Annotated in this window: 13 protein-coding genes; 4 read left to right on the top strand and 9 right to left on the bottom strand. The window is 52.6% G+C overall.

What is annotated here, in order from left to right; translation table 11 throughout:
- Positions 1 to 2: 2 nt before the first annotated feature.
- Positions 3 to 980 (top strand): ROK family protein, encoded by a 978-nt coding sequence (locus ACYQ2L_RS00065; RefSeq protein ID WP_460049730.1) that lies wholly within the window; start codon positions 3 to 5, stop codon positions 978 to 980.
- A gap of 64 nt (positions 981 to 1,044) precedes the next feature.
- On the top strand, positions 1,045 to 2,697 hold the full coding sequence (locus ACYQ2L_RS00060; protein ID WP_460049728.1) for a family 20 glycosylhydrolase: 1,653 nt from the start codon (positions 1,045 to 1,047) through the stop codon (positions 2,695 to 2,697).
- 131 nt (positions 2,698 to 2,828) lie between these two features.
- Here ACYQ2L_RS00060 and ACYQ2L_RS00055 read toward each other — a convergent pair whose 3' ends face one another.
- From ACYQ2L_RS00055 to ACYQ2L_RS00045, 3 genes are all read right to left on the bottom strand, one after another.
- A complete protein-coding gene (locus ACYQ2L_RS00055; RefSeq protein ID WP_460049726.1) occupies positions 2,829 to 3,317 on the bottom strand; it encodes a hypothetical protein in 489 nt (162 codons plus the stop codon).
- Positions 3,318 to 3,393: 76 nt separating this feature from the next.
- The gene (locus tag ACYQ2L_RS00050; protein WP_460049724.1) at positions 3,394 to 3,906 is read right to left on the bottom strand and encodes a GNAT family N-acetyltransferase; all 513 of its coding nucleotides are present in this window, start codon (positions 3,904 to 3,906) and stop codon (positions 3,394 to 3,396) included.
- A 493-nt stretch (positions 3,907 to 4,399) separates the two neighbouring features.
- Complete coding sequence (locus tag ACYQ2L_RS00045; protein WP_460049722.1) at positions 4,400 to 8,302, bottom strand: right-handed parallel beta-helix repeat-containing protein; 3,903 nt, start codon at positions 8,300 to 8,302, stop codon at positions 4,400 to 4,402.
- Positions 8,303 to 8,422: 120 nt separating this feature from the next.
- Between ACYQ2L_RS00045 and ACYQ2L_RS00040 the strand changes: the two genes are divergently transcribed.
- The gene (locus ACYQ2L_RS00040; RefSeq protein ID WP_460049720.1) at positions 8,423 to 9,358 is read left to right on the top strand and encodes a hypothetical protein; all 936 of its coding nucleotides are present in this window, start codon (positions 8,423 to 8,425) and stop codon (positions 9,356 to 9,358) included.
- A gap of 141 nt (positions 9,359 to 9,499) precedes the next feature.
- On the opposite strand, the gene ACYQ2L_RS00035 is transcribed toward ACYQ2L_RS00040, so the two are convergent.
- The gene (locus ACYQ2L_RS00035; RefSeq protein ID WP_460049718.1) at positions 9,500 to 11,386 is read right to left on the bottom strand and encodes a leucine-rich repeat domain-containing protein; all 1,887 of its coding nucleotides are present in this window, start codon (positions 11,384 to 11,386) and stop codon (positions 9,500 to 9,502) included.
- Between the two features lie 188 nt (positions 11,387 to 11,574).
- Between ACYQ2L_RS00035 and ACYQ2L_RS00030 the strand changes: the two genes are divergently transcribed.
- A complete protein-coding gene (locus ACYQ2L_RS00030) occupies positions 11,575 to 12,270 on the top strand; it encodes a DUF4956 domain-containing protein (protein ID WP_460049716.1) in 696 nt (231 codons plus the stop codon).
- Between the two features lie 82 nt (positions 12,271 to 12,352).
- Here the strand turns inward: ACYQ2L_RS00030 and ACYQ2L_RS00025 are convergent, their stop codons facing one another.
- From ACYQ2L_RS00025 to ACYQ2L_RS00005, 5 genes are all read right to left on the bottom strand, one after another.
- The gene (locus ACYQ2L_RS00025; protein ID WP_460049714.1) at positions 12,353 to 12,751 is read right to left on the bottom strand and encodes a putative toxin-antitoxin system toxin component, PIN family; all 399 of its coding nucleotides are present in this window, start codon (positions 12,749 to 12,751) and stop codon (positions 12,353 to 12,355) included.
- Positions 12,748 to 13,029, bottom strand: coding sequence for a type II toxin-antitoxin system Phd/YefM family antitoxin (locus ACYQ2L_RS00020; protein WP_460049712.1), 282 nt, complete (start codon positions 13,027 to 13,029; stop codon positions 12,748 to 12,750). The genes ACYQ2L_RS00025 and ACYQ2L_RS00020 overlap by 4 nt, the downstream gene beginning before the upstream one ends.
- A 71-nt stretch (positions 13,030 to 13,100) precedes the next feature.
- A complete protein-coding gene (locus tag ACYQ2L_RS00015; RefSeq protein WP_460049710.1) occupies positions 13,101 to 13,490 on the bottom strand; it encodes an RpnC/YadD family protein in 390 nt (129 codons plus the stop codon).
- A 71-nt stretch (positions 13,491 to 13,561) separates the two neighbouring features.
- Positions 13,562 to 14,560 carry an Rpn family recombination-promoting nuclease/putative transposase gene (locus ACYQ2L_RS00010; protein WP_460049708.1) on the bottom strand — a complete coding sequence of 333 codons (999 nt, stop codon included), beginning with the start codon at positions 14,558 to 14,560 and terminating at the stop codon, positions 13,562 to 13,564.
- 152 nt (positions 14,561 to 14,712) lie between these two features.
- On the bottom strand, positions 14,713 to 15,372 hold a 660-nt coding region (locus ACYQ2L_RS00005), incomplete at its 5' end, for an Rpn family recombination-promoting nuclease/putative transposase (protein ID WP_460049706.1).

The following is a 15,372-nucleotide window of genomic DNA, read 5'->3' as shown; positions in this document are numbered from 1 at the left end:
AGATGAAAAAAGCCCTGGCAATTGACGTCGGAGGAACCACCGTAAAAACGGGTCTTGTCGGCGAAGACGGCAGTCTCGAGAATCCACAGCGATTCCCCACCCCCCAAGGCCCCGGAGCCGGACACACACTACTGGAGCAGCTCAGCGAACTCTGTCGCAACAGCCAGGCCGACGCAATCGGCATCGGCACCCCCGGACTTGTCGACCAGACAGGCAGCCTCGTCAGCACCTCGGAAAACATCCAGGGCTGGGGCCCGCTCGCAGTTCAGGAACTCCTGCAGCAGCACTGCAGCCAGCCCGTGTGTGTCATAAACGACGTCAACGCCGCCGCCTACGCAGAATTCAAAACCGGTGCCGGCCGCGACTGCCGCTCCATGGTCATGCTGGCCCTGGGAACCGGACTCGGTGGCGGAGTAATTGCCGATGGAGAGCTGGTCATCGGCCACAACGGCCTGGCCGGCGAGTTCGGCATGATGGTCGTCGAGCCCTACGGCCGCGAAGGCAACAGCAGCATCCGCGGCAATCTGGAAGCCTACGCCAGCGCCACCGGCATCTCGGTCAGCGCACGCGAACTCGCCGACACCGGCGCATTCCAGAACAGCCCCCTGGCAGCCAGACTCGCAGATAGACTGGCAGCCGATCCCGAAGCCACAGTCAAAGCCCACGAACTCTACCAGGCCCTCGAAAAGGGTGACAGCCTGGCCCGGGCCGTTAACGAGCTGACCAGCGAAATGCTGGCCCGCGGAATCGGTGCCGTCATTGCATCGCTGGCCCCGGAAGCCGTCATACTCGGCGGCGGAGTAATGAAAGCCGGAGACCTTATTCTGGACTGCCTCCAGAAATACCTCGTGCATTACACCTACGGCCCCATGCTCAGCCAGACCGCAATACGCATAGCCGAGCATAGCGAAGCCGGGATTTTAGGTGCTGGACTATTTGCTATTGATCACATAATGAGTCGTCAGAAAATGGCACCATAAAAGCAGAATAAGGTATTTCTCTGTAACATATTACAGGAGCAATTATAGCAACAGGAGAACAATCATGACAGAAAAAACAAGAATTATTCAGCAGGCAAACGACCTTTCCTTTCTGCCAACCCCGGCCATTGTGCAGATTCTCTCTGCAGACCAGGCCCGATCAGAACGAGATACCCTGCCCGAGGCCGGAAGCATGCTCTGTGGTGGAGATCCGGACTGGTACCAGGAGTTGCCCGGGCTCGCCTCACGTGTCGGACTCAAGACTGATTTCCCCCGAATTCAACCCTCAGCCGTCACCGCCGACCCGGACAAGGCCCCCTGCAGGCTCTGGCTGAACATTCCAGCAGGAAGCAATGCAGATCCATCAGGTATATCTGCCCGTGTTGAGGCCGGTGATCAGCAGAGCGCGATGAGAGCCGGTGCCCTCATAATCCAGATGCTCACAATGCTCGAGCGCGGCATGCGCTTCGCAAGCGAGCCCGGCGCCAGCCCACAAACCGGCCCCAGCGCCGACGCCAGCTCACAATCCAGCGCAGAAACCGACACCATCCTGTACATCGAGGACCAACCCACCTACCAGGACCGCGGACTGCATCTTGATGTCGCCCGCAACTTCTTCAGCGCCGACACCGTTTGCGGCATGCTCGACAACATGGCCCTGCACAGCCTGAACCGATTCCACTGGCACCTGACCGATGACCAGGGCTGGCGCATCCCCATTCTCGAGTACCCGCAGCTCTGCCCTGAAAATCAGGAACACTACAGCGAAGAAGACATACAACGCGTTACCGCGCATGCCGGGAAACTGGGAATCACCGTGGTCCCGGAAATCGATCTGCCCGGCCACGTGCAGGCCGCCCTCGCCTACATGCCCGAACTCGCCTTCGGAGAACTCGACGGCGGACAGCCCCAGGGCCCCTGGGAGGCACACGGAATCAACCCCTGGGCATTGAACCCCCTCTCGGAAAAGACCTACGAATTTCTGGAGATTGTATTGCTGCGCTGCAGCGAACTCTTTGAAACCAGTCGCATCCACCTTGGAGGCGATGAATGCCTGGGACTGAACTGGCAGAGCATACCCGAATGCCGAAGCTGGGCGATTGAGCAGGGCCTTCCCGATTTCCCCATGGAATTCCAGGATATGCAGGTCTGGGCCGAGCATCCCGCACGCCGTGCATTGTTTACCGTGTTTATGAAACGCAGCATCGAGATCGCTGCCAGACTTGGAATTCAGCTTGATTTATGGGATGACGTCCTGGAAGCCTTCAAGGACCAGCAGCTCCCCGAAGGAATCAGACTCCTCTGCTGGCACATCGACGGCATCGAGAAAGCCAGCCACACCGGTCTGCCTCTTGTCGCCTGTCCCGAGAACTGGGTCTATCTTGATCATCATCAAACAGACCTCAGCGATGAGCTGGGCCCAAGCCACTTCAGACCGAACACAATCAGCCTGACGCGGGTCCTCAGCTACCAGCCCCCCGCAGACGCCGACGGCCTGCAATGCTGCATCTGGACCGAGGTAATAGACAGCGTGAAACGCCTGGAATACATGGCCTACCCCAGAGTCCTCGCCCTCGCCGAACTCGCCTGGAACGGGTCAGTCAGCCAACCGACCGAATTCAGGGATCAGGTTATCTCATTCTGGGCAGATTCATACCGTGACAGGGGAATACAGGGAAACTGGGACCGTACAAGGTGGGTCAGCAGCGACGAGTAGAAACATCGTGCTGGGCAAGTAATTCCGGAGGACAAAGATTCACATCGATGTCCGATCCTGACAATGTCAGGTCCGGACAATGACATGGCCGGGGCGTCGTTACCGAACCCCGACCATGTACCAGCAGTGCTCTACGGCCAGAACCTGAATCCGACAGCCAGCTGCGCCTGGAAGTTGTTCGCATCAATCCCGGTACCGGTAATCGGCAGCCACGCTGGAGCGATCTCAAGAAACACCTCCAGAAGCTCGCTGTCAAGCGGCCAGATCTGAAGCGCCACGGGCATGCGCACACCAGCGAGAGACTGCGTAGTGTTTGACGGAGTTATCGCGCCGTACACTCCAAGACCAAGATATGAATGCAGAATACCGGCGATCTGCGCGTGATGCAGCCAATAGTCAGCCGTCATCGCGAGCTGCATTTCGGGTCCGGAGTTTGCACCGAAAGCAAAAAACATCGGCACTCCCGGAATATGCAACGTCAGCATACCCCCAGCCCCACTGAAGTTTGAGCTCGTCACCTGAGCCCCAATAGCGAAGTCATCATGCCCTTTCTGGGCGAATGCATTTGTGGACAAAACGAGCAGCCCGACAAGAACGAGGGTTGCGATTCTTTTTATCATCTGAAGATTCTCCTTTACCTGATGGTTATGGAGAAGTTACTACCAAGGCGCTAGGCAGTCTGTGCGTTAGCGCACACTAAAGCTCTTTACCTAAAAACAAGAGAGCATCACTTTCCTGCGGAATCCTCACTTCATAGTTAAATCCCACCGAGCGGTAAAACCCCGCATTATTCGCCGATTCAGTCGTTATAAGATGCACACCAGGAATAGACTCAGCCCGCAGATCCGCCCAATAGGTATCCATGAGCTTCCGCCCGATCCCCCGCCCCTGCGCATGCGGATGCACGTTGATATGCAGATGCGCCGGAAATCGATCATACTCAGCCAGAAACTCGGGAATCTCGGAAACCTCAAGCGTACCGATAGCTGACCTGGTATCCGGACAGCCCAGCAGATACCCAAGCACCTTGTCATCCTCACGGGCCGTATACACCCACTGCGGATAATAATCCAGATACGAACCAGCCCAGCGATAATAATAGGCCGAACGATCAGCCTCGGAATCGAATTCCTTGCGGCTGGCAGTCAGAAAAAAAACCTCATCAATACCGCTGCGAATGTACATATCATAACCACGAACAATAATCATCCCGCACCTCTCACACACAGTTGAATACATAGTAACATAATACCCGCCCGCCTGCACACAGAAAAACCAGGGGATCAGTAATCAAGAAAATAATTCATTTTTTTGTAACCGGCAATGCAGGAAAGCGGTTTAACAGTTGATTGCAAGTAGCAGGAAAGCGGCACCTCGTACCGCCGGACATCCCCAACCGACGAGGCATTCCAGGCCGCAGCCCGGAATGTATATGACGCCGCAGTGCTTTCAAGGCCTTTACCTCCTTGGGGCTTTCAACACTGCAGGTGCCGTTTTCCGGCTGCTTAATCCTCCATTAACAGCAGAAGCGTGCGTTGCGCGTTTCTGCTGTTTTTTTTGCTTCCACAATCAGGGGGGCGCTAATGCATCGCCCCGCAGAGGCCTGCCCACGGGCCAGGCCTCTGTCAGCATGAGATGCGCCCCCCGGCGCGCACATGGTCGCGCGCCTCCCCGGGAGCCACTCAACTCAGCTCAGCAACAATCAGGTACCGACTGGCCCTTCCGGAACAAACCTGAATATCATTTTTTCACCTTCAATGCTTCCACCAGGATATTTCATAATCAGGAACCACTCGTATCGTTTCTCAACTTCTGGATCCACAAGCTCTCCCTGGCCTGTAATCCCCAATACATCGCTCAGTCTCAGTACTTCACTATCTTCTCCGGTAATATAAATTAACTGAGGCTCAGATCCTTCCTCTGAAAAATAGATTTCAATCTGCCGGTCCGGATATGTCTCGGCTACCTCAGTCAGGAACTCTACGTATACAAGGTCAGCAAATTCCTGCCACCCCGTTACTATCAGTTCTTCATGATTATTCACTATCTGATTGTACTCCAAAGACGGGGCGGGACGTTTGTTATCCAGAAATAATGCCTCTCGCTCCATTTCGGTCAGCCGCCTGTTGAATCCTCGAATATCCGTCATACTGAGATAGCCGTAGTCCATATAGACATGACCGATTCCCAGACGGAAGTTCTCCCAGGTTCCACCACCAAGGTCCAGGGATATATTCTCCCGCAGCACATACTCGGTATTATTTATGTAAAGTCGGAAGGTTTTGGCTAAGGCATCCCACTCCAGGACAAACTGATTCCACATATCCTGGAGATCCGTAAAAGGAATTGAAATAGACTCTCCTTCCGCGAAACTCAGAATATATTCTACTTGATTTGTATCCCAGTTTTGCTCATAGCCAAAATTCCAGGCATACTGGCCATACTCTGAATCACCGAACCATAGAATACTGCCCGAACCATATTCAAGGAACTGATCCTGATACAGGCGTTCAATCCAGAAACTCCAGCTCTGACTGGTCGTAAAATCCCCCATGGCATACTTTGATACTGCATTGACTGCAGAGTAATCTACCGTTACATGTCCATAATCCAGACTCAGTGTCGTATCATCATAGAATGGCGACTGTCTGTATGGATTCAGTTCAGCCTCTTTTTCAACAAAAACACTACCTGCTTCATAGACCATGTCACTTATGAACACACTCGGAACAGGCCCCATTTCTTCATCAAATTTAAGCTGGGCAATCCTGCCGGAATACAGATCCACATAGCCATCCTCACTGACTACATAGGCCCCGATCGAATGCGAGCCGCTGCGATCAATGCCGGAGAAATCGGTATTCAGGGCATTCTGCACCTCTGCAGGTAGAGATGACAGCAGGCCGGAGGGAAGCACGTTCAGAACATCCACCCCGCCGAAGCGGATCAGATTGCTCACCTGCTGCTCACCGCTGGTGATCGGTTGGAGTTTGAGCCCGGTATTCAGCTGCAGGTCTACGTCAGACTCGAGGAATCTGTTGCCCATGGAAAAAGCATGTACATTATTCAGGCCAGCAAGATGAGTGTAGGTAAATTCGTTGATTTCCGTTATCGGCGATTTCTGCATGAGGTTGCCACGCACATGAACATCCATCTCCGCATACATTGCACCGTCAACTATAACTGACTGATCAGCGGAGGCAGTACGCAGAAGATTGTTGATAATCCAGACATCGCCTGTGCTGGAGGATCCTTCATCCATTATTACAATGAGTCCAGGACTGTCACCATCTTCCTGTTCGCGATCAGAAATAATAGTATTTCCGTAGAGAATCGATCCCGGAGCGACCACCAGTCCCTGAAATTTATCGATTTCGGACATGCTATGAATGACATTGCTGAACACATAGGCACTCGACGAGCTGGCAAATGCTGTTACTCCGTAGTAACCGGAATCACCTGAGAGATGCATGTAGTTCCGGTGAAAAAGCGCTGGCTGCGCGATCTCGCCAATCATTACGCTGGTCAGACTATCCCGTACAAGGGCTTTACTTATGAAGCTGTTTCCGGAAATGTCGAGCCGATCAGCAGATTCAATATTGATTGTACTGAACACTCCCATGAGTTCATCGAGATCGCCGTTAACATACATATTGATTCCGGCAAACTGATTCCCGTTGATTCGAATGTCCGCGGCGCTGCCCTGTTCTGCGTATACAACCGCACTGAGGTCTTCATAAAAGTCGCCGCTTAGCTCAGCACCGAAAACCCGGAAATGCTTACCGATCTCGTAGTCACTGCTGAAATCTCCAAAGACATTTCCCTCAACCATGACCGAGCCGGCGGCACCAGGTCCCTGGTCCTCACCTTCAAGATAAACGTGCCGCAGCACGTACTGTGCCTGGAAATCCAGTGAGGCATCCGGGAGGAAATAGTTGCTCTGCCAGGGCTCGCTGCCGCCAATCTGAATGTCACCAATGAAGGTACTGCGGGCGAAAATTCCGTAGACTTCCGGTACGCCTTCGGCAAACGAGGGGAACAGCTCACTGCCCTGAAGCAGCAGACTTGAATTGCCCTCCATGACAATCAGAGAGGAAGATCCACCGGTTCCGGCAGAACCTCTGAATGTTACATTCTGAACATCCAGTTCTCCACCGTCCTGCACCCGAACAGCGCTGCGCTCCCCTTCAAAACTGGATGCATGCAGTTCTATTGTTTCCAGACGCACAGTAACGCCGCTGCCGACAAGCACAGTATCGCTGAAGTCCGGGCTTGCAATAGTCCTTATAAGCGGAGGATTCATTGCATCACCACGGATATGTACGCTCTTTTCAAGCAGCAGGGGCTGGCCCTCCGAGCCGATATAATACTCACCCGCTGCCAGGCGGATCGTATCTCCTGCCGGGGCGGCTGCAGCATAGGCTGCGGCAATGCTATCAAACGGAGCATCCTGACTGCCGTCGCCTCCTGGCTCAGCTGCCTCATCTACATAGTGCTCCTTGGGCATGGTATCTCCGGGCTCACCGGGTTCGCCGGGCTCGAGGATGCCGGTAAATTCCTGGCTCAGGTGATATACCTGCCTTGCGCCTGAGCCGATGACGGCCTGGATCTGCCAGAGGGTTTCCTCCCCGCCCCCGGGAATACTGAACTCAGGGTAGACAGACGGCTCGGAAAGCTGCACTTCACCATAGACATTCTGCCAGCTGAGCTGGAACTGAGGGCTGCCGGGTCCATTATAATCGGCAGTTATCTGCAGATCGTTGTCGACGGGTACAGCCTGTACCGAGCTGAACCATGATCCAGCGGGTCGGCAGGCCGCGGCTTTTATGTTTTCCAGTACGATGTCCTCACTGCTGTGAGAATTGTAGAGAAGCAGGTACCATGGAGCTTCCTTGCTGCTGGCGGTTGTGCTCACAAGTTGCGTACTGCCCTCGGTTGTTATGTCGGGATTGATTACGAGCTCGCCGCTGTTGTTCCGCAGCTGCATCTGCAGAGCCTGCTGGCTGCTCTGCGCTGTAATCCCAAATAAGGATTGATTCGCCAGACTCTGCTGGCTGCTGCTGATGACGAGACGGCGACCCGGCGCTAATGTGATGGTTCCGCTCCCACCAGGCGCCCCGCCGGAATACTCATATCCCGCAGGGATAGAAAAAAGTTCTTCATCAGGCGGTGTGAGGAGTATGCTGATCTGCTGCTGTCCGGTGGCGGTGACCTCAATGTCGCTGATGCAGAGTGCAAGGCATTTTCCGCGGCTGTCCAGGGCTTCAGCGCGAAGGCTGTACTGGCCCGGGTGGACGGCATCGATAACGATCCGGCCGCTGAGGCTGTCGCTCGTGCTGTCATAGCTGAGGCTGCCGCTTTCACTGCGGATCGGGCCGCTGCCTTTGGGGGTGAGTGTCAGGGTGACCCGGGTAATGTCAGGGGCCAGGAAGCGTCCGCCGGATCCACTCACGGGCTGCATACCCAGAAAGGAATTCATTTCGATTACTACGCGGCGGGTTTCAAACCTGTCCCTGTCGAAGGGCGAGCTGCACGCCGAGAGGATTATGGCTGCGGTCAGCACCAAACCGGCAAGCCACGGAAAAAGAGGTCCGCTTTTTTTCATGTTTTTCTCCATCATACCATTTATTTGGTAATAAAATATATTATATCCATGTTGTCTGGAAAAATCTATTTATTGCGGGAAGACGTAACAAAAAATATGTTCTGCGGTTATACTGCTGCCATGAGAAAGAATTTCAGGTTTTTCCTGCTGATTATGATTACATCAACGGCGCTGCAGCTCGGTGCCCGGACTCCTGTGGTTCCCGAGGTTTCCGAGGTTCCAGGGCGCTTTGAAATTGGAACCGACCTCAACCAGACCGCATTCAAGCTTTACCAGGAAGCCCTGTTCCGCCCGGCCAGGGCATCCTTCCAGCCGGTGAGTGAATTCGGATGGCAGGACATCGAAGTTTTCATTGGGTACCCGCGACCAGGCATGCGCGACGTACCGCAGCTGCTCATGGTCCAGGCTGCCGGATCTCCCCCCGTCGCATTCGGCTTTCGACAACATCGGGACGGCCGGGAAGAATTCATACTCGATTCAATCGGTGATGGTCTGCTCGACCGCATCTACACTGAACCGCTTATTCCATTCTGGGTACTGTATCAGGCAGGAGGCAACCCAAGCCCGCGGGACGGCATGTTCCTGCTGCTGCTCGATGCTTATCTCGAAGGTCTGGAGAATCCCAAAGCCCCGCAGGGACTCGGGCGGGCCGTCGATGAAGTACTCGACATGCGCAGACTGGCCGGACGCGACCCATCGATCAACAACCGTGATCTATATTTTCACCTGAATTTTCCTGAAGCGTACGGCGAACAGTTTCCTGAGGACGCGTATTATGCCTGGATGTATATGGGGTCCTTGATCCGGCAGCGCTATGGGCGACAGCATCCCTTGCCTGCGATCATGGCTATGCGCGCCGCATGGGAACTTGGTCGTGAAACCGAAGCCCGGGAATGGCTCGGATTCCTGCAGCAGATCCGGCGCGGCACCGTAGCCGCACAGATCTATGATGTTCTGACCGAACGCGATCCTGTGGTACAGGAACGAAAACGTCTGTGGGTTATCGCCAACAACCCCGGGCATTGGTGGGTGGAGCAGAAACTCTCGTGGCCGTGAGTTAAGTGAGCCGGATCAGCTCCGCGTTCTGTTAAATCTCCAGAATCTCACTGTCTTGTGGAAAGTCTTTCAGCAACATGGCAGATCTGCCATGTTGCTGTAGCTTCTCCCACACGAGATAGAGATTTTTGAATTAAGTCTCTAAAATCTATACATGGTTTCAAAGCCAATAGCGATTCCGGTGGGAAAGCCTCCGTGAAAATCAGGACTTTCCATATAGCTGCTGATTTTCGGTCCATAATATACGGGTATCTGCAGATAAACATGGGAGTAATCTCCCAGATTCTGGAGGAGCCTGGCCTCTACCAGACCGCTGTGATCGATGATTGTGTGCTCCCAGTCAAGGATAATGCGCATCTCTCCCAGCCTGTCGTCGCCGGTGCTGCTGCCGGCGCCCCGACCGGCCCCCAGGCCCGGACCGGGGGCGTCGATCCGCAGGCCAATGAACTGGCCTCTGGCATCGTAGTAGGTACTGTCATAGAGATATTCAGCTTCCACACGCCAGCCGGCGCTTGCATCTGACTGGCCGTCTGACTGGCCGTCTGACCGGCCCGCTGATTCCCAGCCGAGGCGGGCGAGAAGCCAGCCGTCACCATCCGGGAGGTTGTTGAGATTCCAGTGTGCGCTTGCTTCCAGCGCAAGAGCGAAATCCCAGGCACGAAGCTCGCCACCGAGCACAGTCCGCAGCGGCAGAATCGCCAGATGACTGTATGACATAGCTGCTTCAAGTCGCAGGGGTCCATGCGATACACGGCTGCGTCCAGCGTACAGAAGCTCATCCAGACGCGGGAACTCGGGATCACGGCTGGGCACGCCATCACCGCCGCTGCCGTCGCCAGCCCCGCTGACCCCGCCGGGTCCGGCACGATTCGGACCAAGAACGGCTGCATCCAGGCGAATTGGCCCATGCCCAAGGCTGGAAAGCAGTGAGTAGCCATCATCAATACCAGCTATGAGATTTCCCGGTGAAGCAAAATGGCCCTCCAGACCCCAGCTTTCATCCTGCAAACCAAGACTGATGAGCCCGCGGTCAAAGGGAGACCAGGCCATCCATGCCTGATCAACAGCCGGTCGGCTCATGCGCAGGGAATCATGATCCCAATCACTCTCGAAGCGGGCATAGAAACGCAGATCCGATCGTGGACGCAAATCAATATTCAGCCGCAGATCAAAATCGTAGGGAAAACCAAGCGAACTTTCGCTGCCGTTCAGCTCCCAGGATGCAGGGAGCAGATTCGGCCAGTCGCCATAGCGAATCCCGTATGCCGCCGCGCCACGAACCCTGACCCGGCCGGAAAATCGAGGACCCGATGGACTGAAATCGGCAATCCCCGAGCGGTAGGGCAGCAGCAGTTCGATATCTTCAATCGGGTTCTCCTGCAGATCAAGCTGATCACGATAGCCACCGGCATCCAGACCGGGAATCAGTACGGCAACCGAGCGTAAACCCGTATCCCGAATGTTCAGTCGGTCGACCGGCCCGATCTCGAGTAAGACCGCGCGCTCTTCAGGCCGGTCAAGCACACGAACACCGCGCAGTAAAAGATCATCGAGATTCCGAAGCCGCCGCAGCGGCCGGATGCTCCGTACGGAAACCGCCAGATTCAGGTTCAGGTATGAAAGCTCCGAAAGCCCCGCCAGCGGAGAAATATCGGACAGCTCAGGATTCTCACGCAGACTCAGCCACTCAAGCCCGGTCAAAGAGGAAATCGGCCCCAGATCCTGCACATTATTCGTACGAAGATCAAGTTCACGAAGATTGACAGCATACTCCAGACCCGACAGATTCCGGATATCAGCCTCACGGGCCACAAGAATCTCAAGCTCTTCAAGATCAGCACGGCTCAACTGATGATCCGGCGGTAAACCCAGTTCCTCCCGAACCGCATCACGCAGCGCAGGATCCGGCAGCAGCTCCTGGTAGACCTCCACAACCGTGTGTCCCGTGGGTCCATCTCTCCCGGCAGCAAGCGCAGGCAGACTCGCAAGCCCGAGCATCAAAATCACATATATAAGAAATGATACCACGTGTCGGGGTCTCCGCTGGAATGCATTCATGCGTCTCAATCAAATAATCCTTTGCTGGTCTCTCACCTGGCCTACCGTCAGCTTCTGCAATACTAATCCAGCAGAATGCAGCAGTCAATCCGAGGACCGTCCGAAAGCCTGGAAGGTAACGATTGCAGAATGCCCGGAACCGCGCTATGATCCTTTGCATGGAATCTCTTTTTCAGTCATTTGCCACAACAGGCAGCGTGGTCGGCATCCACACCATTGCCAGCCTGACCATCAGCTTCCTGACAGGACTCGCCATTCTCATGGTCTACGTCCTCAGCAACCGATACCGGAAACTCGATGATTCCCTGACCGAAGTCATACCCCTCCTGACCGTACTCATGTCGGTCATGATGCAGATTGACAACTCCGTCCAGGCCGTAACCTTCTTCGGCATCTTTGGCGTCCTGAGCATTGTCCGCTTCCGCTCAGCGCTGACCGATCAGAAAGGCATCACCTTCATACTGTTTTCCGTCATACTTGGCGTCCTCGTCGGCACCCATCAGTACCTGCTCTCCCTCGTCGCGTTTATAACCCTGTCGATTATGGTCCTCAGCATCCCGCATATTCTACCCAGCCGAAACTTTTTCATAGCCCGCTGCAAGATCAAATCCGACCACATACAAAAAAAGCGAGCCATTGAAGAATACATTGGCTCGCTTGGACTCAGATATAAAATTGTCAGCACCCGCGGCGAAAGCGCATTCCGCCCCAACGGCAAGGAAAAAAGCCCAGCCCTTGAACTCGAACTCGAAATCCGCCGCCCCCGCGGCAGCGACATGAGCCAGATCTACATAGACTTCAACGAATTCGCCAGCCGCAGCGGCATCAACATCCAGGTCTACGAACACAGATAGTTCACAGGCTGATATCCCTCCTGCTTGTGGGCCGGTGGGCGAGTGTTCATTATAAATTTAACGGCAAGAGACTTTTTGTGTACTATTTTTCCCTGACATAATAATCAATGAAATTTGCAGGTGTAATGATCAAGCTATCATCAGGAAAGTGCTTGATATTACCAGTAATAAGAAATCTCGCTTTACCGCTAACAGCGACTTCATAAAATTTTAAATCGTCTTTATCCACAAAATCCATTTTTAATGGTTCTGCCACAATGAAATTACCAAAATCACCAATAAAATCCAGAAGTGGCTCGTAGATTTCATTGCTGAAATTGAACTTTTTTCGTGATAATACATTTCGATATTCATGAATAATTCTATTATCATATAGTATCGTTATTTGCTCATTTAATATTAAGTTCAAAACTGATGAAGGAGAGCCATTAGGATTAATTAATGATGAAATTAAAACATTGGTATCTAATACAATATTCATTTTGATTTTCTAAAATTACTTATCTCTTCATCGATATCACTATTTGTCATGCTTGAGTTGTTATTCTTAACAGAACTTTCCTGCATCTTTTTTACAGCCTGAATAGCCTTTACTTTTCTAATTGTTTTAATAGACTCTTCAAAGTCGATATCACTTATTGGAGTCAAGAGGGCTATTGGTTTTCCATTATTAGTTATTATCATTTCATGTTCGCCTGGTAGTTCTTGCCATATTTTAGCTGGAGAGGTCCGAAAATCCCGTACTGTAATAAATTTCATAACTATACCTCAAAAAGATAATATTACATTGTCACACATTTGTCTACATTTCCTTTTCAAGCTCAGCTATTTTATTCCTGCTGATCCTGCAGAAGCCGGCGCAGCTCCTCAAGCGGAAGCTCGACAATCCGGGCAATCTCTTCAAGCGGCATTGTACCTTCAAGGTTGCGGGCTACTTTCAGGGCTTTTCGGATTTCGCCTTCCTGTCGGCCTTCCTGCCTGCCTTCCATTTTCAGTAGTTGAGCGGTGCTCATAAAGTCCTCCTGAAGTACGGGGTCTGTCACTTCACTTTCTATTTTCCGCTTCAATTCTTCCTTCGTCAAGCTTACTGAATCTCCTGATCCAAAATCTCCATGTCCTGTGGAAGTTTCTTCACGAACATGGCAGATCTGCCATGTTGCTGTAGTTGTTCCCACACGAGGTAGAGGTTTTGGACATATGACCACATTTTTTCTATTCACATACTCATGAAAAGATTTATACGGCAAAGAAGCCTGACCTTTCAGTGTATAGCCTCACGCAAGAGAAAAGTTCAGTCATCCTTCTGCATTTCCTGTTCAAGTTCAGCAATACGTTCCAGGGAAAGGCCGGTTATTTCGGCAATGTCGCTTAGAGGGTATTTTTTTTCCAGCATTTTCTGGGCATCTTCTACAGCTTTCTTTTCCACGCCTTGCTCTATGCCTTGCTCTATGCCTTGCTCTATGCCTTGCTCTATGCCTCTCTCGATACCCCTTTCCTGGCCTTGCTCCAACCAGTTCTGTTTTACTTTTTCTATGGTTTCTACAAGCATGCTTTTGGCCTCCTGCGTGTTCTCTATTAAAGTTATCTCATTGTAGACGCTCATGTCCACCTTTTTGTTTATGAACAGATGCCGTATCCACTTCGAGAGTAGAGCAATGGTTTCAGCAGATTCGCTATCGAGTAGATCTGAAAGTCGTCCGGCGAGTTGTTCGAAATCCTTATCACTGGTATTTTCCAGCAGAAAAACCGTGGATACTGCATTCCTCACCTGCAGCAGCTGTGCTTCTGAATAGCTGTTTTCGACAATAGTCAGATACTGGAAGTCCGGGGTGAACTGCCGGCAAAAATTATCCGGCTCAATTATATCGCGGATACTTGTTGGTGAGTTCCATTTCCCGGTGCCATTGTACAGAACCAGAGGAAACACTGGGGGAAGCATGCGGACGTCTTTGGTATCAGCCAGATAATCAAGATAGAAAAGTGTAATGTAGTTCAGCAAGCGCAAGCTCATGAAGCGGTCGGGGGTGCTTTGAAACTCGATCATAAGATAAAGGTAAGCAGGTTCTTTCCGGTCTTTAAGGTGAACCCGAACAAGTAAGTCATCAGCGAAATCCCGTAGGTGCTCCGAGATATATGACTTTTCGAGCAGCGGCTCGGCATGGGTGAAATCAATGCGGCGCGCGAACTCCTCATCAACGAAACTCTCAAAGAGCTGACGAAGCAGGGTCCGGTTGGAGAACAGTATGCCGTAGCCATGCTTGTGTATGAAATGATCTTTTTTCTGTGCCAAAAACTGAGGCCCCCTATAGATATATACGGGGTTATGCTCTGTTTACATTTAATTCACGGGATGATTTCTGGAAATGGTGAACTTTTCTTTCAACTGTCGTTCTATGTGTCTGATCACCTTGGGCGTAGGCTCAGGCAAGAGAAAGAAAAAACTCAGTCTTCTTTCATCTGCTGATCCTGCAAAAGTCGGCGCAGCTCTTCAATCGGAAGCTCAACGATTCGGGCAATTTCCTCAAGTGGCATTGTGCCTTCAAGGTTACGAGCTACTTTCAGGGCTTTTCGGATTTCGCCTTCCTGTCGGCCTTCCTGCCTGCCTTCCTGTCGGCCCTCCTGCCTGCCTTCCATTTTCAGTAGTTGAGCGGTGCTCATAAAGTCCTCCTGAAGTACGGGGTCTGTCACTTCACTTTCTATTTTCCGCTTCAATTCTTCCTTCGTCAAGCCTGCGGTATACAATAGATAAAGCTCGATCAGTCTGAATCGTGGGGTGTGAATCAACAGCAAGCCTCCGGTCTTTGCCAGTTCGTTCAGCTTACGCAGAAGCAGATTAAAGTTGCTGCGTGCATACTTCATGGCGAACAGGGCCGCCTGCAGCTCAAGTGAGCCCTGGATTTTATCATCCGGCAAGGTGGCAAGATTGAATACGTGTACAGAAAAATCCGGTTGGTTCTCCAGGTCTGCAGGGTGAAGGTCCGGCGGGAGCATGGCGGTGGAAAAGCGGTCCGGGAGTTCGCGCTGGGGGCCATGGTAAAACAGAATCGGCAACACCGGGCGCAATGGCATAGCTGAGCTCGCAGGTTTGGCTTTCATTCGGTC

It is taken from the genome of Spirochaeta dissipatitropha, assembly GCF_054657935.1.
This window is presented reverse-complemented; position numbering and strand designations above follow the sequence as displayed.

Coding starts and splice junctions, on each gene's coding strand:
- ACYQ2L_RS00065 (WP_460049730.1), top strand. CDS start 3: ATGAAAAAAGCCCTGGCAATTGACGTCGGAGGAACCACCGTAAAAACG.
- ACYQ2L_RS00060 (WP_460049728.1), top strand. CDS start 1,045: ATGACAGAAAAAACAAGAATTATTCAGCAGGCAAACGACCTTTCCTTT.
- ACYQ2L_RS00055 (WP_460049726.1), bottom strand. CDS start 3,317: ATGATAAAAAGAATCGCAACCCTCGTTCTTGTCGGGCTGCTCGTTTTG.
- ACYQ2L_RS00050 (WP_460049724.1), bottom strand. CDS start 3,906: ATGATTATTGTTCGTGGTTATGATATGTACATTCGCAGCGGTATTGAT.
- ACYQ2L_RS00045 (WP_460049722.1), bottom strand. CDS start 8,302: ATGAAAAAAAGCGGACCTCTTTTTCCGTGGCTTGCCGGTTTGGTGCTG.
- ACYQ2L_RS00040 (WP_460049720.1), top strand. CDS start 8,423: ATGAGAAAGAATTTCAGGTTTTTCCTGCTGATTATGATTACATCAACG.
- ACYQ2L_RS00030 (WP_460049716.1), top strand. CDS start 11,575: ATGGAATCTCTTTTTCAGTCATTTGCCACAACAGGCAGCGTGGTCGGC.
- ACYQ2L_RS00025 (WP_460049714.1), bottom strand. CDS start 12,751: ATGAATATTGTATTAGATACCAATGTTTTAATTTCATCATTAATTAAT.
- ACYQ2L_RS00020 (WP_460049712.1), bottom strand. CDS start 13,029: ATGAAATTTATTACAGTACGGGATTTTCGGACCTCTCCAGCTAAAATA.